The sequence below is a fragment of the Paenibacillus sp. IHB B 3084 genome (assembly GCF_001447315.1).
Classification (GTDB): Bacteria; Bacillota; Bacilli; order Paenibacillales; family Paenibacillaceae; genus Paenibacillus.
In genome coordinates this window covers 1,743,451-1,763,221 of the sequence record NZ_CP013203.1, presented here as the reverse complement: position 1 = coordinate 1,763,221, position 19,771 = coordinate 1,743,451, and the positions used below count along the sequence as shown (strand labels likewise).

Here is a 19,771-nt window from a genome sequence, read left to right as displayed (position 1 = left end):
TACCGATGGCATGGAAAACGTTCAAATGGCCAATTTATCACATTCTGGTCGCTGCACTGGCGCTCCTGATGCTGTATCCCGTGTTTTGGATGCTGTTCAGCTCGTTTAAAGAAAGTCGGACGATATTCGTCACGGCATCCTCGCTTTTCCCTACAGAATGGATCTGGCAAAACTATGTAACAGGCTGGAAAGGCACAACTGGCTACAACTTTGGCACATATATTATGAATTCGCTCACTATCGTAGTGATTTCAACGATTGGAGCTGTGCTTTCCTCCTCATTGATCGCATTTGGCTTTGCACGTTTGAAATTCAGAGGGCGTAACTTGTGGTTTGCCCTGATGATGGTAACGCTCATGCTGCCGGGGGATGTGGTGCTGGTGCCACAATATATTATTTTCACCAAGCTCGGCTGGATTAACACGATTTTGCCGCTGGTGGTACCGTCGTTTTTCGGAATGCCGTTCTTCATCTTCCTGATGGTTCAGTTTATACGGACGATACCGGCAGAGCTGGATGAAGCGGCTACGATAGATGGATGCGGCAAATTCCGGCTGTATTTCCGAATTATTTTGCCCTTGCTTAAATCGTCACTGGCTACGGCGGCAATCTTCTCTTTCTACTGGAAGTGGGAGGATCTGCTCGGTCCGGTGCTGTATCTGAACTCTCCGGAGAAATATACCGTTTCTATTGCACTCAAAATGTTCCTCGACAGCGAGTCTGCCTCCAACTGGGGTGGGATGTTCGCCATGTCCATCTTAAGCTTGCTACCGGTTATCGCTGTATTCTTCGCATTCCAGAAGCAGATTGTTGAAGGAATGAGTACGAGTGGATTGAAGGGATAGGGTAGGGCTAAGGGCTAAGGACTATTGCGGAGAGGTGAGTGGAATGTGGAAGTTCGATTTTGGTCCGGGTGAGCCTGCGGATGGCTACACGGGAGTACCCCCGGATTGCCTGTATACTGCCGAGCACGGCTACGGGTTTGAAGACGTAGACCATGTGTATGGCCGGGAAAGGCAGATGTCCGACGTATCCGCACCTAAGGATATGCTCGCACGGCTGCGAAGCAGCTTTTGCATTCCGCTGGGGGCTGTGTTTGTCGCCGATGTACCGGAGGACGGGACGTATCTCGTCACTGCGCTGCTTGGCGATCTGCTCGCAGAGACGCTCACACGCCTCAAAGCGGGCGAGGGCAAGCATGTGCTGCCCCCGTTATACACGCTGCCGGGCCAGTTCACAGAGGCCCGGTTTGCGGTGCCCGTCAGGGGCGGCAAGCTGCGCCTCGCCGTATCGGGCCCCGCCCCGCGGCTCAATGCGCTGGAGATTGCGCCAGCGCCACAGACCGTCCGGCTGTTTCTGGCCGGAGATTCCACGGTTACGGATCAGGATGCGTCCGGCTATCCGTATACAGGCTGGGGCCAGGCTTTGCCAGCCCTGTTCAAGCATGATGTCTGCGTGGATAATCATGCCGTATCGGGAAGAAGCTCCAAAAGCTTCGTGGACGAAGGACGGCTGGACGTCATTTTGACTGAAATGAGAGCAGGAGACTTCCTGTTCATCCAGTTCGGCCATAATGATCAGAAGTCGGACCCGGAACGGGCTACAGAGCCTTTTACGACCTACAAGGAGCATCTGCGCCTCTACATTGACGGAGCCAGAAGTCATGAGGCTACTCCAGTGCTGGTCACACCTGTACACCGCCGTTATTTTAACGGGGATGGTACGCTATCCGACACACATGGTGACTATGTAACAGCGGTTCGTGAGCTGGCGGAAGAAGCGAACGTGCCGCTGATTGACTTGGCTGCCCGCACACAGGAGTTATATGAGCGGCTGGGTCCCGAGGCAAGCAAAGAGCTTTTTATGTGGCTGCTGCCTGGTGAATATTTGAACTTTTCCAGTGGCTTGGAGGATAATACACATTTTCATGAGAACGGTGCGGTCTGTATTGCAGACATGGTGGTGGATGCTGTGAAGGAGCTGGATTTGCAACCCTTACGCATGTATTTACGATAGACGGACGGATTGTTCTCGAACAGGTGTCAAGGAGGCAGTTAACGTGAAATTTACTAAAGGGGGAGACGAGGAAATGCCTGCATTGATTTTTGATGAGGAACAAATTAAACAGGTGATCGACCGGGTGGTGGAGCGTACGTTTCAAATGCACTATAGCTGGGATTGGCCTGGTGGTGTAGCCTTTTACGGGGTGTGTGAAGCCTATGAAGCAACAGGGAACGAGGAGTATTTGACCAAATTAAAGGAATGGGTCGATGAAAATATTGCGGATGGACTTCCACCGCTCTCGGTGAACGGTGTGTCTGTGGGACACTGCTTGCTGACGCTGTATCAGGCTACAGGTGAGCAAAAACACCTTGATATCGCCATCGAGATGGCAGAATTTTTGGCCAAAAAAGCTGAGCGGTTTGCCGACGGCATTTTCCAGCATACCGTGAATTCACTTCATGACGTATTTCCGCAGCAGGCGTGGGTGGATACGATGTTTATGGCGGGCTACTATTTGCTGCGCATCGGCCATCTGCTGGGCAACCGGGAATATTGGGAGGACGGTATCCGTCAATATCACGGGCATGAGGAATTTTTGCAGGACCCGGATACGAATCTGTATTATCACGGCTGGGATCATGCGAACCAAAGCCGGATGTCGGGGATATACTGGGCGCGGGGAAATTCATGGGCAGCACTCACAATGGCAAAAGCGCTGAAATTCGTGGAGGTGCAGCATCCATCCTATATGATCATCGACGGTTCGCTGCGCGATCAGCTCAGTGCGCTGGTGCGGCTACAATCCCCGGAAGGGCTGTGGCATACGGTGCTGAATGATGAAACCTCCTACCTGGAAACCTCGGGCTCCGCAGGCATTGCGACAGCTTTGCTTATGCAGGGACGACTGTTTAACAAATACACGCAAAAGGCAATCGACGGTATTCTTTCCCGAATCAAGGAGGACGGCACCGTGACGGGTGTATCCGCTGGAACCGCCGTGATGAACGATATTGACGGCTACCGCAACGTGCCGTACAAACGCATTCAGGGCTGGGGTCAGGGATTGGCTCTTGCATTTCTGGCACAACTGCTGCGTACCAAGGAGAATCCATTCGGGTAGAGGAGTCGGATAGCATGAGAAATACTGAGCTTACTCAAGAAAAAGTAAACCTGCCGCGGGGCAGCTTATTCTGGGTCATCCCCGATGGGTATATTCCACCCGAAAGCCGGGGAGAGCTGCTTAGTCATGAGAGTATATGTGTGCTGAACTGTGGAACCCGTGCGGCCAAGCTGAGTATAGACATCTATTTTGAGGACCGCGAGCCGCTGGAGGGATTGATCGAGGTGGTGGAAGGAAGGCGAACCCGCCATATCCGTACGGCCTCCTTGAAGAGGGATGGCGAACGGATTCCGGCAGGCATTCCCTATGCGATTACGGTCACCAGCGATGTGCCGGTGATTGTGCAATATAGTAGACTGGACACGACACAGCCGGAACTGGCATTAATGAGCGTCATGGCATACCCGGTTGAAGGCTGAGATATTGGCTTGAGCGGGATATTTAATCTCAAGTGAACCATTCTAAGTAAAATAGATGAACTAAAAAAGATACCCTCGGGCTGTCATTTATTCCGGCTCGGGGATATCTTTTTTGTGTCAAAACCGTGAGCATTTATGTTACTTCAGTCTACTTTTAGTGGTTTTGCAGCAGACGCTTTTCGCGGCTCGAAGCTTCTCCGACCTCCAAAATTGGTGCCCAATACCCCGATAATAATAATAACGGCCCCGACAATGTGATAGTATGCGAGCTGCTCCTTCAAAATATAAGCACCCGCAATCATGGATATGAGAGTGGACAAATTACCGATGACACTCATTTTGGACGCCTCAATTCGCTTCAACGCATAGCTCGATAGCAGCGAGGTTATAAGCGTTGACAGAATGCCCAGATAAGCCAGTGCCAGCCAGTAATCAGGCTTTACCAGGGGAGCGATATAAGTGCTCATGGAGCCGTCTATGGCATGATATCCCAGTGCCACCAAGTTAAAACGACACATCCCAGAATGGAGGTAACGTAGGTTAGTTCCAGCGGATTGTATTTTTGCGTTAATGGACGTGCCAATACATTATAGCCGGAGAGGCATATCGCAGATAGCACGAGCAGAAGAATACCTCCGAAGCTGTTCGAAGCCAGCGACGCTCCGCTTTTCATCACGAATATAAAAATAACGCCTGCTACAGAGAGCAGCAAGGAAAGCTTTTGGACAACCGTTGTACGCTCTTTAATAAAATAGGACGCCAGCAGCAGCGTGAAGATAGGAACGGTCGCCTGAATAATGCCGCCTTCCGATGAAGAGGTGCTCATCAGCCCGAAGGCTTGCAGTGGAAAATACACTAAAGGCGAGAGTAGCGCCAGCGGTAAAATACGCAGGATATCACGCCGCGTGATGTTAATCTTGATCCAGCCCAACAGTACCGGAACCGTCAAAACGATAAAAGACAACGCAAAGCGGTGGGCGATTACATCCAGGGGGCTGGCCTCTGTAACCGTCAGCTTCACAAACAAAATGAAAAACCGAGTATAGCGGCATAGCTGAGAGCAGCCAGATAGGCGGCTCCCGTTTTGGAACGACTGTGCATGATAAACCTCCGTAATGGCTCAGGCATTTGTTTTCATTAGCCTATCCTGAATGATTTCAACATGTTGCTCCTCTCAATATACCCGGTTGGCGTCACTTGATACAATCCATAAAACGTACAACTGTACGGGTACAGTTTGCAAAATAAAAAAGCCGGAAGGCAGTCTCAAAGGTGGGATATCCCAGTCCTTAAAGCTGCTTCCGGCTCTTATCCTATCAGCATTCCATCATTTATTGATCTGCTTACTTGCCTTGCGCCATCGCACGGAAAGAATCGTCCGCCGCTTCCAGCGTAGCATCCACGTCTTCATCTGTGTGCGCCGTTGTGAGGAACCACGCTTCGTACTTCGATGGGGCCAGATGAATACCGCGATCCAGCATATGGCGGAAGAAGGAAGCGAACGCTTCGCCGTCCGTATCCTGCGCCTCATCGTAGTTCGTGATCGGATGATCACAGAAATGTGTCGAGAATGCCCCACGGATGCGGTTAATTGTCAACGGCACGCCATGACGTGCGGCTGAGGAAGCGATACCATCCGTCAGTCTCACAGCGAGACGTTCCATCTCTTCATACACGCCTTCGCCTTGAAGTACTTCAAGACATGCAATGCCTGACGAGATGGAAGCCGGGTTGCCCGCCATGGTGCCCGCCTGATAAGCAGGGCCGAGTGGAGCAACCTGCTCCATCACATGCTTGCTGCCGCCGTAGGCACCGATCGGCAGGCCGCCGCCCATGATTTTACCCAGCGCGGTCAAATCCGGCTGAATCGCATCATGATTGTCCAATCCGGCGTATGTTTGGGTGGAGCCATAGTGGAAGCGGAACGCGGTAATGACCTCGTCATAGATGACGAGCGAACCGTTTGCCCGTGCCATCGAGCATAGCCCTTCCAGAAAACCGGGCTGCGGCATCACCATGCCGAAATTGCCGACAATCGGCTCGACCATGACCGCTGCCACATCGTCACTCCAACGCTCCAGGGCTTGGCGCAACGCGTCCAGATCATTGAAAGGCACGGTAATAACCTCGCTCGCAATGTTGGTCGTAATTCCTGCGCTGTCCGGTATGCCCAGCGTGGACGGGCCGGAGCCTGCGGCTACGAGCACCAGATCCGAGTGACCGTGGTAGCAGCCTGCAAATTTGATGATCTTATTTCGCTTCGTGTAGGCCCGTGCAACACGGATCGTCGTCATGACCGCTTCTGTGCCGGAATTCACAAACCGGACCTTGTCCATGGAAGGAATGGCTTCCTTTAGCATCTTGGCGAGCTTGATTTCCAATACCGTTGAGGTTCCGTACAATACCCCGTTCGCCGCCGCCTCACTAATGGCCTTGGTAATATGAGGGTGGGCATGTCCGGTAATAATAGGGCCGTAAGCCGCTAAATAATCAATGTACCGATTATCATCCACGTCCCAGAAATGAGCGCCTTTGGCGCGTTTCATAAATACCGGAGCACCACCGCCCACAGCCTTGAAAGAGCGTGAAGGACTGTTTACGCCCCCGACAATATGCTCCAGTGCTTCTTTATATAATGCTTCGGAGGTTTCCCGTTTCATCATCCAAAACTTCCTTTCCGTTCATTAAAATAGGATATACACACACCAAAGGGCAGCGTTCACGGCTGCCCCCTGCATACATCATTATAGCTCTTTTTGTCCTGTCTTTGTTGTCGATTGTGTGGCAGCAGCATCACTACTGGTATTGCTGCCACCCGTGAAAGAAGCCTTATCCGTCTTGGACGATGATGCACTGTCCGGTTGCTTCGTTTTGTTTTGATCCTTTTTTTGTTCCTGTGTCTGTACAGGAGGATTGTTGAATATATCCTGCACGTACTTTTTCAATTCTTCCGGATCACGGACGGTAAGAACCTGCGCGCCGCCTACATTTTCTTCCCCAAGCAGCTTCATCGGCGGAACCTGCTCACTGCCAGCAAAGTTGCTTTGGTAGCCTACGTTTGCCAGCCTCCACATATCGTTGACACTAAGATTCGTATCAATAAACGGGTTTACCTGCTGCAAAATGCTCGGCAAATTGGCAATGGAGGTCGTGCTCTGCATTTTCTGTGCTATAGCCTCCAAAAATGCACGCTGACGTCCTGATCGGGAGAAGTCCGACATGGCGTCGTGACGAAACCGCACGTATTGAAGCGCCTCTTTGCCGCCCAGATGCTGCATGCCCTTTTTCAAGTCAATATCGTATTCATGCTTATCCGCATTGCTTGTATAGTGCATATCCTTCTCCACTTCAAGATCAATGCCGCCCACGGCGTCCACCAGCTTAATAAATCCTTGAAAATCGGTATATACATAATATTGCACCGGAATCCCCAGCAGGTCGCCAGCCGCCTTCATGGCCGTGTTGGGGCCGTGAGTAATGGCGGTGTTAATCCGACTTTTATTGTAGCCGGGAATATCCACGTACGTATCACGCAAAATAGAGAAGAGGTGAATCTTTTTCTTGACGGGGTCAAGCGATACGACCATCATACTGTCCGACCGGGGGACTTCCCCTTTTTGGATACCACGACCATCGACACCCATCAGCAAAATGTTGACCGGGTCCGTACCTTCCCACTTGGGCGGGTCTGGTGTGCGCACCTGATCGACCTGCGTTACATTTTTGAATGGGGAGTTTGCACCCTCTTTATGCAGATTGTCCAGTTGATTATAAATGGATGAAAAATAATACACGGCAAAGCCGACAATCGCGACGATAATCACGGCTAGAACCGACCATATCGTCCTTTTGGTTCTGCTTGTCATGGATGCTCTCCCTTTCGCTTTTCAATTCTTTACATTATAATTTCTTTTTGGAGCACAATCAATTTAACTATGGATTTTTCAAAATCCTGAATGTGAGGTATGACATGCTGGCAATTGATGTGCAGGATCTGCGCAAAACATTTAAAGTGCAAAAAAACCGCGAAGGCCTGAAAGGAGCCTTCCTTGATTTATTCGCCCGCGAATACAACGAGGTGGCCGCGGTCAAAGATATTTCCTTTGGTATTCCTCAGGGAGAAATATGTGGCTATATTGGTGAAAACGGAGCTGGAAAGTCTACTACGATCAAGATGCTGACTGGCATTCTCGTGCCGACCTCGGGACATCTCAAAGTGGGCGGCTATGTTCCTTACGAGGAACGCGAGAAATTCGTAAGTAATATCGGCGTTGTTTTTGGACAGCGCAGCCAGCTATGGTGGGACATCGGCGTGATTGAGTCCTTTCAACTGCTGCGCAAAGTATATCAGGTTCCGGCTACAGACTTCAAACGCAGGCTGGATGAGCTGGTAGAGCGGCTCCAATTACAGGACTTGCTAAGCCGTCCGGTGCGCAAGCTTAGTCTTGGGCAGCGGATGCGCTGTGAATTAGTGGCTGCGTTGCTTCACAATCCGTCCATCGTTTTTCTGGACGAGCCGACCATTGGACTCGATATTATGGTGAAGTCTGAAATCCGCGAGTTCCTGAAGGACATGAACCGGGATTACGGTACGACGATTTTGCTGACAACCCATGATTTGCAGGATATTGAAGCGCTGTGCTCGCGCGTCATTATGCTGGATGATGGGAACATCATCTATGATGGTGGTCTGGAGGATCTGAAAGCACGTTGGGGTACAGGAAGGGAAGTACAGTTTCAGTTCGGCGTGCCCACCCAGCTTGAGCAATTACAAGCGTGGACAGCGGACATGCCGCTGACTTGGACGGCGGATAATGATTTGGCTGCCAAGGTGTGGATTCCGCTTCATATCAACGTATCAGATGTCTTGGCCAGCGTAGTCGGGCGTACGGACATTACGGATATCAAAATCATTGAAACGAACACCGATGATATCGTGCGTAGCATCTACCAATCCGGCTCGGCGGAACGCAAGGGCAATCCCGTGCTTCCGGCAGTGGAGGCCAAAGTCCATGCTTAGCGTATATACCGATTTTATTCGTATCCGGTTTCTCACCATGCTCGCTTATCGTGTGAACTATTATACGGGCATATTAATTTATTCCATGAATATCGGTGTATATTATTTCACGTATAAAGCGATTTATGGAGATGCGGGCAGCATCGGTGGCTTTTCCGCAGCCCAAATGACGACCTATGTAGCGGTATCGTGGATGGCGAGGGCCTTTTATTTCAACAATCTGGATCGTGAAATTTCGACAGAGATTCGTGATGGCAGCATTGCCATCCAGATGATCCGGCCGTATAACTATGTGCTGGTCAAAGTCATGCAGGGGCTTGGCGAGGGGATGTTCCGTTTTCTGCTGTTTATGATCCCGGGCATGGCGATTGCGATGCTGCTGTTTCCAGTGACATTGCCGAAGGACCCTGTAGCATGGATCAGCTTCCTCGTGATGCTGTTTTTCAGCTTTCTGATCAATACCCAAATCAATATTATTACGGGGCTGACGGCCTTTTTTGTTGAAAATAACGAGGGTATGATGCGCATGAAGCGGGTGGTAGTAGACCTGTTCTCTGGCTTGATTCTGCCCATCAGCCTGTTTCCAGGCTGGCTGGCGACTTTCGCTCAGTGGCTGCCATTTCAGGCGATTACGTATTTGCCCGGCTCCGTATTTACCGGACGAGTAAAAGGCGTTGGTATTTGGAATGTGCTGGGTATCCAAATCATTTGGCTGGTCGTTCTGCTCGTGCCGATGATCATCATTTGGCGACTGGCGCGCAGACGTCTGTTCGTGCAGGGAGGGTAGGCCGATGATGTACTATTTGGGACTCATTAGCGAATATTTGAAGAATTATATGAAATCGCGGCTAACCTACCGCGCTGATTTTTGGGTAGAGGTCGTTTCGGACCTGCTATTTCAGGCCACCAATCTCATTTTTATTTTGGTCATTTTTATGCACACGGACAGTTTGGGCGGCTGGAGCGAAAATGAAGTCGTATTTGTCTATGGCTTTTTCATGGTTCCTTACGGACTATTCAGTTGTTTCGTCAATCTGTGGAACTTTAGCGAGCGCTATATTGTAAAAGGAGAACTGGATCGGGTCATGACCCGTCCTGCGCATAATCTGTTCCAGATTTTCCTTGAAAACGTGGACCCGCCCGCGTTGGTTGGATCGGTGATTGGTCTGATTATTATGGGGATCAGCGGAGCGCAGATGGATTTGCAAATGGCGTGGTGGTTCATCCCGGCGCTAATTGTCATGACCCTGAGTGCCGTGGCGATTTATACGGGGATCTACACCATATTGACTTCAATTTCGTTCTTTTCAGATGCCCCGACAGGAATTATTCCGCTCATGTACAATATGCAGAGCTATGGACGTTATCCGGTGACGATTTATAACCGTGCGATTCAAGTTGTGCTGACCTGGATTCTGCCGTTTGCTTTTGTTGGCGTATACCCGGCATCCCTGTTTCTCCATCGGGAGGATATGCGGCATATGGCGCTTTTGACTCCGGTCATGGGAGCTGTATTTCTAACCTTGGGATTACTGGCATGGAATTTTGGTATTCGGCGTTACAGAGGTGCAGGTTCTTAGGTCGGATCACATGAGAACCCTACAAGATAGGAGATGATGAGATGTCCACGACATCTACCGCTATTGGACAACCCGCGCCGGACTTTGAATTGCCGGGAAGTGAAGGGAAAAACGTCAAGCTGTCTGATTTTAGAGGCAGCAGGGTTTTACTGTATTTCTATCCGAAGGATTTGACTTCCAGTTGCTCGACACAGGCTTGTGATTTTCGGGATAAACACGGGGAGTTCGAGGGTTTGAACACCGTTATTCTGGGAGTAAGCCCAGATCCACTCAAGCGGCACGACAAGTTTATTGCAAAATATGGGCTGCCTTTTCAGCTTTTGGCGGATGAGGAGCATGAAGTGGCGGAAGCTTACGGCGTATGGCAGAAAAAGCAGATGTACGGCAAGCAATACATGGGAATCGTACGCTCTACCTTTCTCATTGACGAGAATGGTATTCTGATTCATGAATGGCGTGGTTTGAGAGTCAAAGGCCATATTGATAATGCGTTTGAGTATATTAGAGAACTGGCAAAATAATAAACATCCATACACCCTTTGGGACACTGCTATTCTTCAGTCTCAGAGGGTGTTTTTGATATGTAATCTCCGGCTTATTCTTACTTCAGGATGTTGTATAACCCATGCCCCACAAGCTCAAAGGAATGATGACCGAGTTGGTCAAATCCCAATCTACCCAGAAGGGAACAAGGGTATCAAAATAGTAGATGACATTAGGTGCAACTATGCTGCTCAAGCCGTAGATGAGTATCCCCGCAGGAGACCCTTTACTTGACCTTGATTTGGAGGCCACCTCCGAAGGTACGACCACCTGTGCCGACACACGGATTTGGTCGCCGTCCTTATCTACACCCAGTCCTCCGGTAATTCCGATCTCGTTAAGCTCTCAGCGGTATCCATCCGCATAAATGAGCGCAGTACGGAATCATGCAGCAATTGAGTGTTGATCAGACCGTCAATATAAAACACGGCTGCTGGCCATTTCTGCATCCACAGTAGCTCTTTTACAATCAAATCCCCGCTGTTTCCAATCGAGCTTTGGATATGATTCACATTATCCCGCAAGCAAGAGGATACGTGAGTGAGTGGACAGCTTTTATTCTCATTTTGCATACGTAAAATCCTCCGATATTGGAGTTAGTTGGTTTAGTATGCTCTGAATATATGAATTTATGCTTGACGTTTGTATAGTCATCCCTATAAATTAGTTATATAGCTAATTAGATTAATATATAATTAGTGGATCATATCGACTTGGAGCTGAAGCACATGGTAAACAAGCAATACAGAAAGTTATTCGCGGCCGGCATTATTAACGGAATTGGAGACCGCTTCTGCCAGATCGCTTTGTTAGCCTTGATGTATCGGCTTACCGGCTCGGGACTCAGCGTGGGGATTATGCTTGGACTACGGGTGATTCCTTTTTTAATACTGTCGCCCGTGTCAGGTGTGCTTATCAGCAGCATATCCAGACGCACACTTATGATGACTACGGATCTGCTGAGAGGTGGAGCAGCCCTTGCCTTTTTAAGTGTTCACAGCAATAAGGATATGTGGATCGTTTATGTAGTCAGTACCCTGTTAGCCTGTGGGGAAGCGCTGTACGCTCCAGCCCGTAAGTCGTCCATCCCGCTGCTGGTCCGACCGTCGGATTTGTTGCGGGTGAACAGTCTGGAGCAGGTGATGAGCGGACTGGTATTGGTGATTGGCGCCGCTGCTGGAGGCATCGTATCCGCGCTTTTTGGACCACAGGCCGCATTTATGCTCAATTCCGCCAGCTTTTTCGTTGCAGGTCTGATCGTCTGCAATATCGCATTCCCGCCCGTGACCAAGGAGGAAGTAAATAGGGAGGATGCTCATACTGAATCACGTGGAAGTCAGACGTCTTTCGATGATCGAATCCTCGGTAGGTCACAAATACTGCAATGCATCCGTATGTCGCTTCCGCTCCAAGTCGTAATTGCATTCGAGCTACTGGTTCCATTCCTCAATGGGATAGATAATGTGCTGATCAGTGTATTTGCCGTGCAGGAGTTTAAGCTGGGGGATGCCGGGATTGGACTGTTTTACGCCGCTTTGGGTGCGGGTCTGGTTGCCAGTTATGCACTGGGGCGTCTATTCAGCCGTTCTTTATTGAGCGGAGGACTGGTATGTCTGCTATTGGAGGGAATTTTGCTCATGGGGTTAAGTGGAATTGAACATGCATGGGCGGCGGTCGGCATTTACTTTTTCATTTCGTTGGCTGGCGGGGTCGGAGCAATCTGTTTGGATACACTATTCATGCGAGAGACTCCGCTGCATGTACAGGGGCCATTATTGGGCATGCTGACAGCGTGGAGTCAAGGGATTATCGGCTTATCCATGTTTGGAGCCGGGGTTGCAGTGGAAATCATAGAGCCGCGTATGTTAGGTTTGATTGGCGGCGCTGGATTTATCTTGATATCTATCATGATATCAATTTACTATATAAGGGCTCGCAGCCGTAAGGCAGCGGGAATCTAATTATTCCGGATCTTTTTTGCCACTGGTTTTCACCGATTTGTCGGACTTGCGGAAAGAACTAAACAGGAAGGATCTCCAGCGATAAACGATATATAGCAGAAGGATAATGCCGATGATGGCGACGATTCGCAGCGCATACAGCTCCACCAAATGAAACATGGCATCCCATTGCGGACCGAACACCTTACCGATGCCTAGAAACAGGATGACCCAGAACAGAGCGCCGCTGTACGCATACATGGCAAATTTACGCAGGGGAAGGGCAATAATACCCGCAAAATAGCCAGTAAAATGCCGAACGCCGGGAATGAAATATCCGAGAAAAATAAGCCAGTACCCGTAACGTTGAAACCATTTTTGTGTTTTTTCAAGCTTGTCCGGCGATAACAAAACCCATTTGCCGTATTTCTGGATAAAGGGGAGTCCGGCCCGTTTTCCGATAAAGTAGGTAATGGTCATTCCAATGGTTGTGCCTAAAAAGGCCAGCAGCACCAGTTTTCCAAAATCCAGCCTACCCGAATAGGAGAGATATCCCGCATAAGCCATCGTGGTTTCCCCGGGAAAAGGTAAAGCAATAAATTCCAGCAGCAAGCCGAAAAAAAGGACGCCGTATCCGTATTCTTCGAACAATTGCGTGATCCATTTCAGCACATCCATCGTTTACACTCCTACGAACAGATTCATAATTTAGAATTAATTCATTCTAACAATCTTTTCATGTCCGCTCAACTCCGGGTGATTTCTTGACGTCTTGTTTTATCGTTGCGTATAATGAAACGAACAATTGAGGGAGGCACGGTAATGAATAAGCCTAATGAAATCGTTGTAGTTCTCGACTTTGGAGGACAATACAACCAGTTAATCGCAAGAAGAATACGGGATCTCGGTGTATATAGCGAGCTCCTTCCATACAATACGCCTGCGGAGAAGCTGAGAGAGCTGGCACCGAAAGGGATTGTTTTCTCAGGTGGACCTTCCAGCGTATATACAGATAATGCTCCTCAGGTGGACCGGGCTATTTATGATCTTGGAATTCCTATTTTTGGTATTTGCTATGGTATGCAGCTGATGGCTCACCAACTGGACGGTAAGGTAGAACGTGCAGGCAAGCGTGAGTACGGTAAAGCAGATGTACAATTCAATGAGGATACCCTACTGGCTAAAGGTCTGGAATCCCGTCAAACCGTATGGATGAGCCATGGGGATCATGTTACAGATTTGCCATCTGGTTTTAAACTGGATGCAGGAACGGAGAGTGCGCCGATTGCTGCCATGAGTCATCCGGAACGGAATCTGTATGCGGTACAGTTCCATCCAGAAGTACGTCATTCCATTCAAGGTAATGAGATGATTAGTAACTTCCTGTATGAAGTGTGCGGTTGTGAAGGCAACTGGACGATGGAGTCGTTCATTGAAGATCAGATCCGTGAAATCCGCCAGCAGGTAGGCGACAAAAAAGTATTGTGTGCTTTAAGTGGCGGCGTGGATTCTTCCGTCGTAGCGATGCTCATTCATAAAGCGATTGGCGATCAATTGACATGTATGTTTATTGACCATGGACTGCTGCGCAAGGGTGAAGCCGAAAGCGTAATGGAAACATTCGTTGGCAAATTTGATATGAAGGTTGTCAAAATTGACGCGCGTGAGCGTTTCCTGTCCAAGCTGGCAGGAGTCGATGATCCGGAACAAAAACGTAAAATCATCGGTAACGAGTTCATCTATGTGTTCGAGGAAGAATCCAAGCAATTCGACGACTTTACATTCCTGGCACAAGGCACGTTGTATACGGATATCGTAGAGAGCGGAACAGCCACGGCACAGACGATCAAATCGCACCATAACGTAGGTGGCTTGCCGGAAGACATGAAGTTCAAGCTGATCGAGCCGCTGAATGCACTGTTCAAAGATGAAGTGCGTAAAGTTGGGGAAGAATGCGGACTGCCACCTGAGATTGTATGGCGTCAGCCATTCCCGGGTCCGGGTCTTGCCATTCGCGTGCTGGGTGAAGTCACAGAGGACAAGCTTACGATTGTTCGTGAATCAGATTATATTTTGCGCGAGGAGATTGCCAAAGCCGGTCTGGATCGGGAAATCTGGCAATACTTCACCGCTTTGCCGAATATGAAGAGTGTTGGTGTTATGGGCGATGCCCGTACGTATTCTTACACCGTAGGTATTCGTGCAGTAACCTCCATCGACGGTATGACCGCCGACTGGGCGCGTATTCCTTGGGATGTGCTGGAGAAAATTTCAGTACGTATCGTTAACGAAGTGGATAACGTCAACCGAATTGTCTACGATATCACCTCCAAACCACCAGCAACGATTGAGTGGGAATAGGTCATCTGGCTACGACTGCATATTGTTAAATCGAAAAAGCTCCCTTTGATCTCTGCATATCGCACATCAAAGGGAGCTTTTTGATTATCTTAAAATGTACAGGGTTTTAGTAATGTCTAACTAAAATAAATACTCAATAGACAAGGTTTTGTTTTTATTGTCCCAAAGCGTTTTCGCGCCTGGAAGTAGCATTGGAATTTCACGGATTTTGACGTAAGAAGTCGCTGCGAAGATTTTGGATTGTGTTATGGCTTTACCGTCCAGAGTAGGGAGTTTTCTGGATGCATCGTAGCCCATAGGGAGTACGAGCAGATTCCCAAGCGAGCGGAGAGGCACATACACACTGCCATCGACCAAAAGTCCCTGCTCAGCGGCTTTCCCATTAACGGTGACCTGAACTTTTGGAGCACTATGGGAAATGTCGGAGGAAGGCACATGCGTAACCGTGACTTGAAAACCGGGCTGGGCATTCCTTTCCTTCTCGGTCATGGAGCGAACGATCGCCTCATGCGTGCCAGCAAGAGATCCAACCGTTACAGTAAGGGATGTCGTTCCATAGCTTATGCCTCTGAGGCTGCCTTTCCCTGTGACGGTCACAACGTCCGGGTTGGCGGATTCCCATTTCGCCATTTCGGTGACATATGTGGTGTCCCCGTTGGCGAAACGGGCCAGCGCGTTCAGCTCCATGCCGTAGTTGAGATCCATGGAGATAGGTTGGCTGCTTGGCGGCTGTGTGCCACGAACGATCTCAATTTTTTTGGGAAGGCCCACATGGATTTTGGCGCTTGTGCTAGCATATTCGTTATTCGTTGTGCCGCTCTGATCTTGCAGCCGCGTATCCTCTGCACGGACAGTTACGTTTGTGTTGACATCGGTGACATTGGTTTTGGCAATCAGGGAAAGGGCTACGAATGGAGCGCCTGAATCCGAGGACAGCCATTTGCCATCATTTCCGGATACGTAGAAAATTATTTCCTGCTTTCCGTCACCCGGAACGACATCGGTCGGGTAAGGATTATCGATCCGGTAATCCCTGTCATTAAAAGCTCTGGTAAGGGAAAAGCAATCGTCGCGCCAGATGTACTTGCCCAGATCATCGTCAAAGCGCAAAAGACTATCGGTCGTAAACACGTTCTCGTCATAACTAAGCGTAATTTTTGCCGCCTGAATGCCCTTTGTATCCGCGAGTGCAATAGAGGAAATTCCGACTTCGATAAAGACGGTCTGGCCCGGCAGTACGCTGGCATCGCTGCTGGTAACGTCCACGTATACCTTTTTTGATTCTGCTGCGTCTGTCATGTCCGCTGCGTACGCCGTACTCACCATGAGCACAAGGAGTGCTACAATTGTTTTCTTGAATTTCAACATCGTTTGGCCTCCAGTATGTAAAATAACAAATCTTCGAGCATCATGGATCAATTTTGATGCTGATGCTATATATCGGCAAAACGGTTCGGCGATTTAGCGATCAGGCCTCACCATAACGACAGATCAGCGGTCTGCCGAAAGCTTCTTAGGGGGTTAGCCGTTCCTTGAACCTGCATTTGTGTATCGGTGAAATGATGGAAGATAAAATCAATAGAAGATAAGCTAAAGATTGTGCGTGTTTTATTCATTATCCTGCGCGAAAATGGCAAAGCCCGTCCAGAAAGCGAAATCTGGCAATACTTCACCGCCCTGCCAATATGAAGAGTGTTGGTGTTAAAAGCAAAAAAAGGCCTTAGAAATCCTTTATTATAAGGGTTTCTAAGGCTTTTAGCTCATAATCAGCAATTCCATTTACGTAGAACGGATCTTGCTTTATAATTTCCAATGCTTCATCTGTTGAATCACTTAAAATAATGAAAACTCCCTTTTTATTCTACCAGAAGCCAATTTTTTTGTAAATAATAGTCTTCCAAAAAAGAGATGTGTTCAGATAGAGATACGGATATAATATCTAGAAGTAGTGTGCTTTTTACCATACGATCTTTTTCCCAGTTGCAGCCGATTCCTCAATGCGGTCCAGTAGTTGATGTAGCTTCACGGCATGGGTAAAATCAGGAGCGAGATGAGTGTCCGTCAAAATATCCCCGGCAAATACATCATGAGCCTTGGCTACATTCAGGGTTACCCCTTCTTTTGGGAAATCCGGTCCACCATCAGGCTCGGCAGTTATACTTATTTGTTCAAAAGCGTCATTAGGCGCATAACCCTGCTTACTGCTTGGATCATACACAAGTTTTTGGAGCGTCAGATTGCCAAATTGAACATGCCCAAGCGAAGGATTCTGTGTCAAACGCAAAATGCCCTTTTTCCCCTGAATCTCCAGCTCGAATTTTGGATTCACTCCACCCTGAATGTGGACAGATACCGTTGCTCCCTTCTCCAATGACCCCTGAATCAGAATCTGATCCGCAGTATCCTTGGGAATGACTTCACCCGTTTCCTGAATAGTGGCTTCGTTATAGCGAGATGATGTGATGGCCGATAGCTCACGGAATTCACCAACGATGTATTGCAGCGCGTCCAGAGAATGTCCCCCGTTAATCGTCAGCAGATTGGCGCCATTGGCTCTATTCAGCAAATAAGCCGTATCCTGATCTGTTCGTCCTCCTTTGCCGCGAGTAGCTACTTGCATATGACAGGACACAATTTCACCAATCGTCCCGTCTTCCACCAACTTTTTCATCGTTTGCACTTCAAGATCCTGCCGTGCCTGCAAGCCGACGGTATGATGAATGCCCGCCTGTTCTGCTGCCGTAGCCATTTCAGCGGCTTCCGCAGTGTTTGCCCCCAAGGGCCATTCACAAAAAATATGCTTTCTCTCTTGAATTGCCGCCATCACCGCTCCGTAATGATGGGGAACTTTTACGCTCACCACGACCATGTCCACATCCTCGGAAGCTGCGAGCTTTTTGGCATCATCAAAAGCCAGTGCCGCCCCTACTTCTTCTGCGCTTTGTCGCGCGCTCTCCATACGGGAGGTGCCGACGGCAGTGATATCCAGGTTCGGATGCTTGAGTAAAGCCGGAATATGCGTTTGACTCGCCCATTTGTTATTCAACGAGCCTCCTACAACACCTGTACGAATCTTCTTTTTGACCATGTTGCATACCTCCTGAATTTTTAAAATGAGGGTGGAAAATAGCGTCTAAGGCCAATATAATACACTTAACTCATAAATAATAATGTTTGTTTGTGATGCAGGTATCATTTTATTTGATGGTAGGTGAAGGGATGGATATTGAAAATATGCAGGCATTCGTTTCGGTGGCAGAGCTGAGAAGCCTGACAGAAGCTGCCCAAAAGCTGAATCATCTGCAATCGAACATGACGGCCAAAATAAAAAAGCTGGAGGCCCATTACGGCACAGCGTTATTTTATCGAAAGCCCCGTGGCATGGAGCTGACACCCGCAGGAGAAACCTTGTACGCTCAGTTCAAACAAATTTTGTTGCTATGGCAAGACACAGAGATGAAAATGAGACCGCAGGAGGAAAAGCTGCGCATCGGCACGATGCAGTCCATCGTAGCGGGGGAAACAACAAGGGCGCTTACGAAGGTATATGAGCTGTACCCGCAGGCTTCTGTTACCTTAAAAACCGGAACCACTACGGAAATGGAGCGATTGATCCTTGACGGCGAACTCGATATTGCTTTTGTTACAGGGTATCCCGCCAACCCGTATATTCATTATCAAAAAATATGCCGTGAAGAACTGGTGCTGGTGGGAAAAGGCATACATGAAGGCTCAGACCTCAAACAGGTGCTGCAAGGAGCCTCTATTATCGTGCTGTCGGATGGCTGCCTGTATCTCACACATCTGGAGAAGATGTATCAGGACATGCAATTGACTCATGGCGAGGTGGTGGAGGTCGGTGTGTTTGATACGATGGTGGAATTCGCCTTGATGGGAATGGGAATCACTCTTATGTCCAAAAAGCTGGCGCGGCAATTTAAAGTAACATCCTATTTGCCCGCCCCCCCAACCTTCGGCTACATGGATACGTATTTGATAACCCGGCCCAATCATGAAATGACAGCGATTGAACATAAATTTATCGAAATCAATAATACGATCTAAATAGATAGGAGAGACATCAAATGACAATCAATCAAGGCAAATACCAAGGTAGCCATGCCGTATTTCTGGGCGATAGCATTAAGTTTGGATATGAATTGCGTAATGGAGAAAAGCCTTACCCCCACCTCGTCAGCAACGCACTGGGATTCCAAACCTTTGAGAATCACGGCATATCGGCAGCAGTGTAGCCAACGGCGGTTTTGAACCGATGTGTGAGCGTTATGAGAAAATAAACCCTTACGCGGATGTGATCTTTTTATGGGTGGAAGAAATAATTTTTCCATGGGAGAAACGCCGTTCGGTCATTTTGGCACAACATCGACGGAAACGCGAACATTTTATGGTGCGCTCAAGCATATTGCCGAGGGATTAATTAACCGTTACCCGGACAAGCTGATCATCTTTTTGACGCCGCCCCACGGATCAAGTGATGCGGTTCCTGAACATTTGCCCAATGCAGTCACGGGACAACTGTATAGCGCGTATGTGCAGGCTGTGAGAGATGTGGCCTCACTGTATTCTTTCCCGTGCTGCGACCTGTGGAATATCGCCGGAATTCAACCGCTGCTGCCTGTTCACAAACAGATGTATTTTACCGGGGAAAACGGTATTCCTGACGGTCTGCATCCAAATCAGGCAGGTCATGAGCGGCTGGCAGCTCGTATTATTGGATTTATGAACACGCTATAACCTATAGAGATCATTGCCAGCTGTGAACA

Annotated in this window: 20 protein-coding genes and 1 pseudogene; 13 read left to right on the top strand and 8 right to left on the bottom strand. The window is 48.9% G+C overall.

Annotation, left to right across the window (positions count from 1 at the left end; all coding sequences use genetic code 11):
• The first annotated feature begins 5 nt into the window (after positions 1–5).
• The 4 genes from ASL14_RS08255 (at position 6) to ASL14_RS08240 (ending at position 3,543) form a co-directional block, all read left to right on the top strand.
• On the top strand, positions 6–845 hold the full coding sequence (locus ASL14_RS08255; protein ID WP_134911208.1) for a carbohydrate ABC transporter permease: 840 nt from the start codon (positions 6–8) through the stop codon (positions 843–845).
• Positions 846–888: 43 nt separating this feature from the next.
• Complete coding sequence (locus ASL14_RS08250) at positions 889–2,016, top strand: rhamnogalacturonan acetylesterase (RefSeq protein ID WP_134911207.1); 1,128 nt, start codon at positions 889–891, stop codon at positions 2,014–2,016.
• A 73-nt stretch (positions 2,017–2,089) separates the two neighbouring features.
• The gene (locus ASL14_RS08245; RefSeq protein ID WP_134914463.1) at positions 2,090–3,124 is read left to right on the top strand and encodes a glycoside hydrolase family 88/105 protein; all 1,035 of its coding nucleotides are present in this window, start codon (positions 2,090–2,092) and stop codon (positions 3,122–3,124) included.
• Positions 3,125–3,138: 14 nt separating this feature from the next.
• Complete coding sequence (locus ASL14_RS08240; protein WP_134911206.1) at positions 3,139–3,543, top strand: sensory rhodopsin transducer; 405 nt, start codon at positions 3,139–3,141, stop codon at positions 3,541–3,543.
• 143 nt (positions 3,544–3,686) lie between these two features.
• Here ASL14_RS08240 and ASL14_RS08235 read toward each other — a convergent pair.
• From ASL14_RS08235 to ASL14_RS08225, 3 genes and pseudogenes are all read right to left on the bottom strand, one after another.
• A pseudogene (locus tag ASL14_RS08235) lies at positions 3,687–4,644 on the bottom strand (DMT family transporter).
• 242 nt (positions 4,645–4,886) lie between these two features.
• Positions 4,887–6,203 carry a glutamate-1-semialdehyde 2,1-aminomutase gene (locus ASL14_RS08230; protein WP_025684386.1) on the bottom strand — a complete coding sequence of 439 codons (1,317 nt, stop codon included), beginning with the start codon at positions 6,201–6,203 and terminating at the stop codon, positions 4,887–4,889.
• An 84-nt stretch (positions 6,204–6,287) separates the two neighbouring features.
• On the bottom strand, positions 6,288–7,409 hold the full coding sequence (locus tag ASL14_RS08225) for an LCP family protein (RefSeq protein WP_134911205.1): 1,122 nt from the start codon (positions 7,407–7,409) through the stop codon (positions 6,288–6,290).
• 104 nt (positions 7,410–7,513) lie between these two features.
• Here ASL14_RS08225 and ASL14_RS08220 point away from each other — a divergent pair, with 104 nt between their 5' ends.
• Genes ASL14_RS08220 through bcp form a run of 4 tightly spaced genes read left to right on the top strand, consistent with a single transcriptional unit; the run spans position 7,514 to position 10,664 of the window.
• Positions 7,514–8,563 carry an ABC transporter ATP-binding protein gene (locus ASL14_RS08220; RefSeq protein WP_025684388.1) on the top strand — a complete coding sequence of 350 codons (1,050 nt, stop codon included), beginning with the start codon at positions 7,514–7,516 and terminating at the stop codon, positions 8,561–8,563.
• Complete coding sequence (locus ASL14_RS08215; RefSeq protein WP_134911204.1) at positions 8,556–9,350, top strand: ABC transporter permease; 795 nt, start codon at positions 8,556–8,558, stop codon at positions 9,348–9,350. The genes ASL14_RS08220 and ASL14_RS08215 overlap by 8 nt, the downstream gene beginning before the upstream one ends.
• A gap of 4 nt (positions 9,351–9,354) precedes the next feature.
• A complete protein-coding gene (locus ASL14_RS08210) occupies positions 9,355–10,143 on the top strand; it encodes an ABC transporter permease (protein ID WP_134911203.1) in 789 nt (262 codons plus the stop codon).
• 41 nt (positions 10,144–10,184) lie between these two features.
• Positions 10,185–10,664 (top strand): thioredoxin-dependent thiol peroxidase, encoded by a 480-nt coding sequence (gene bcp / locus ASL14_RS08205; RefSeq protein ID WP_134911202.1) that lies wholly within the window; start codon positions 10,185–10,187, stop codon positions 10,662–10,664.
• Between the two features lie 85 nt (positions 10,665–10,749).
• Here the strand turns inward: bcp and ASL14_RS27915 are convergent, their stop codons facing one another.
• Both ASL14_RS27915 and ASL14_RS08195 read right to left on the bottom strand, forming a co-directional pair.
• Positions 10,750–10,968 (bottom strand): hypothetical protein, encoded by a 219-nt coding sequence (locus ASL14_RS27915; RefSeq protein ID WP_223264255.1) that lies wholly within the window; start codon positions 10,966–10,968, stop codon positions 10,750–10,752.
• A 23-nt stretch (positions 10,969–10,991) separates the two neighbouring features.
• Entirely contained in the window at positions 10,992–11,258 is a 267-nt protein-coding gene (locus ASL14_RS08195; RefSeq protein WP_223264254.1) for a spore germination protein, read from the bottom strand.
• 156 nt (positions 11,259–11,414) lie between these two features.
• Between ASL14_RS08195 and ASL14_RS08190 the strand changes: the two genes are divergently transcribed.
• Positions 11,415–12,647 (top strand): MFS transporter, encoded by a 1,233-nt coding sequence (locus tag ASL14_RS08190; RefSeq protein WP_134911201.1) that lies wholly within the window; start codon positions 11,415–11,417, stop codon positions 12,645–12,647.
• Here ASL14_RS08190 and ASL14_RS08185 read toward each other — a convergent pair whose 3' ends face one another.
• On the bottom strand, positions 12,648–13,304 hold the full coding sequence (locus tag ASL14_RS08185) for a DedA family protein (protein ID WP_134911200.1): 657 nt from the start codon (positions 13,302–13,304) through the stop codon (positions 12,648–12,650).
• Between the two features lie 144 nt (positions 13,305–13,448).
• Between ASL14_RS08185 and guaA the strand changes: the two genes are divergently transcribed.
• Positions 13,449–14,987 (top strand): glutamine-hydrolyzing GMP synthase, encoded by a 1,539-nt coding sequence (gene guaA, locus ASL14_RS08180; protein ID WP_134911199.1) that lies wholly within the window; start codon positions 13,449–13,451, stop codon positions 14,985–14,987.
• A 120-nt stretch (positions 14,988–15,107) separates the two neighbouring features.
• Here the strand turns inward: guaA and ASL14_RS08175 are convergent, their stop codons facing one another.
• Together ASL14_RS08175 and ASL14_RS08165 are read right to left on the bottom strand one after the other, a co-directional pair.
• Positions 15,108–16,355, bottom strand: a complete 1,248-nt coding sequence (locus ASL14_RS08175) for an Ig-like domain-containing protein (RefSeq protein WP_134911198.1) — start codon at positions 16,353–16,355, stop codon at positions 15,108–15,110.
• 589 nt (positions 16,356–16,944) lie between these two features.
• Positions 16,945–18,075 (bottom strand): Gfo/Idh/MocA family protein, encoded by a 1,131-nt coding sequence (locus ASL14_RS08165; RefSeq protein ID WP_134911197.1) that lies wholly within the window; start codon positions 18,073–18,075, stop codon positions 16,945–16,947.
• 131 nt (positions 18,076–18,206) lie between these two features.
• Between ASL14_RS08165 and ASL14_RS08160 the strand changes: the two genes are divergently transcribed.
• From ASL14_RS08160 to ASL14_RS27905, 3 genes are all read left to right on the top strand, one after another.
• The gene (locus ASL14_RS08160) at positions 18,207–19,052 is read left to right on the top strand and encodes a LysR family transcriptional regulator (protein WP_134911196.1); all 846 of its coding nucleotides are present in this window, start codon (positions 18,207–18,209) and stop codon (positions 19,050–19,052) included.
• A gap of 20 nt (positions 19,053–19,072) precedes the next feature.
• On the top strand, positions 19,073–19,240 hold the full coding sequence (locus ASL14_RS27910) for an SGNH/GDSL hydrolase family protein (RefSeq protein ID WP_223264253.1): 168 nt from the start codon (positions 19,073–19,075) through the stop codon (positions 19,238–19,240).
• Positions 19,241–19,310: 70 nt separating this feature from the next.
• Positions 19,311–19,742 (top strand): SGNH/GDSL hydrolase family protein, encoded by a 432-nt coding sequence (locus ASL14_RS27905; protein WP_223264252.1) that lies wholly within the window; start codon positions 19,311–19,313, stop codon positions 19,740–19,742.
• Positions 19,743–19,771 lie beyond the last annotated feature (29 nt).

Bases quoted from the DNA above. Each gene is read 5' to 3' on its own strand.
- ASL14_RS08175 (WP_134911198.1), bottom strand. From the start codon at position 16,355: ATGTTGAAATTCAAGAAAACAATTGTAGCACTCCTTGTGCTCATGGTG.
- ASL14_RS08240 (WP_134911206.1), top strand. From the start codon at position 3,139: ATGAGAAATACTGAGCTTACTCAAGAAAAAGTAAACCTGCCGCGGGGC.
- ASL14_RS08160 (WP_134911196.1), top strand. From the start codon at position 18,207: ATGGATATTGAAAATATGCAGGCATTCGTTTCGGTGGCAGAGCTGAGA.
- guaA (WP_134911199.1), top strand. From the start codon at position 13,449: ATGAATAAGCCTAATGAAATCGTTGTAGTTCTCGACTTTGGAGGACAA.
- bcp (WP_134911202.1), top strand. From the start codon at position 10,185: ATGTCCACGACATCTACCGCTATTGGACAACCCGCGCCGGACTTTGAA.
- ASL14_RS08230 (WP_025684386.1), bottom strand. From the start codon at position 6,203: ATGAAACGGGAAACCTCCGAAGCATTATATAAAGAAGCACTGGAGCAT.
- ASL14_RS08185 (WP_134911200.1), bottom strand. From the start codon at position 13,304: ATGGATGTGCTGAAATGGATCACGCAATTGTTCGAAGAATACGGATAC.
- ASL14_RS08190 (WP_134911201.1), top strand. From the start codon at position 11,415: ATGGTAAACAAGCAATACAGAAAGTTATTCGCGGCCGGCATTATTAAC.
- ASL14_RS08220 (WP_025684388.1), top strand. From the start codon at position 7,514: ATGCTGGCAATTGATGTGCAGGATCTGCGCAAAACATTTAAAGTGCAA.
- ASL14_RS08210 (WP_134911203.1), top strand. From the start codon at position 9,355: ATGATGTACTATTTGGGACTCATTAGCGAATATTTGAAGAATTATATG.
- ASL14_RS27905 (WP_223264252.1), top strand. From the start codon at position 19,311: ATGGGTGGAAGAAATAATTTTTCCATGGGAGAAACGCCGTTCGGTCAT.
- ASL14_RS08165 (WP_134911197.1), bottom strand. From the start codon at position 18,075: ATGGTCAAAAAGAAGATTCGTACAGGTGTTGTAGGAGGCTCGTTGAAT.
- ASL14_RS08250 (WP_134911207.1), top strand. From the start codon at position 889: ATGTGGAAGTTCGATTTTGGTCCGGGTGAGCCTGCGGATGGCTACACG.
- ASL14_RS08215 (WP_134911204.1), top strand. From the start codon at position 8,556: ATGCTTAGCGTATATACCGATTTTATTCGTATCCGGTTTCTCACCATG.
- ASL14_RS08245 (WP_134914463.1), top strand. From the start codon at position 2,090: ATGCCTGCATTGATTTTTGATGAGGAACAAATTAAACAGGTGATCGAC.
- ASL14_RS27910 (WP_223264253.1), top strand. From the start codon at position 19,073: ATGACAATCAATCAAGGCAAATACCAAGGTAGCCATGCCGTATTTCTG.
- ASL14_RS08255 (WP_134911208.1), top strand. From the start codon at position 6: ATGGCATGGAAAACGTTCAAATGGCCAATTTATCACATTCTGGTCGCT.
- ASL14_RS08225 (WP_134911205.1), bottom strand. From the start codon at position 7,409: ATGACAAGCAGAACCAAAAGGACGATATGGTCGGTTCTAGCCGTGATT.
- ASL14_RS08195 (WP_223264254.1), bottom strand. From the start codon at position 11,258: ATGCAAAATGAGAATAAAAGCTGTCCACTCACTCACGTATCCTCTTGC.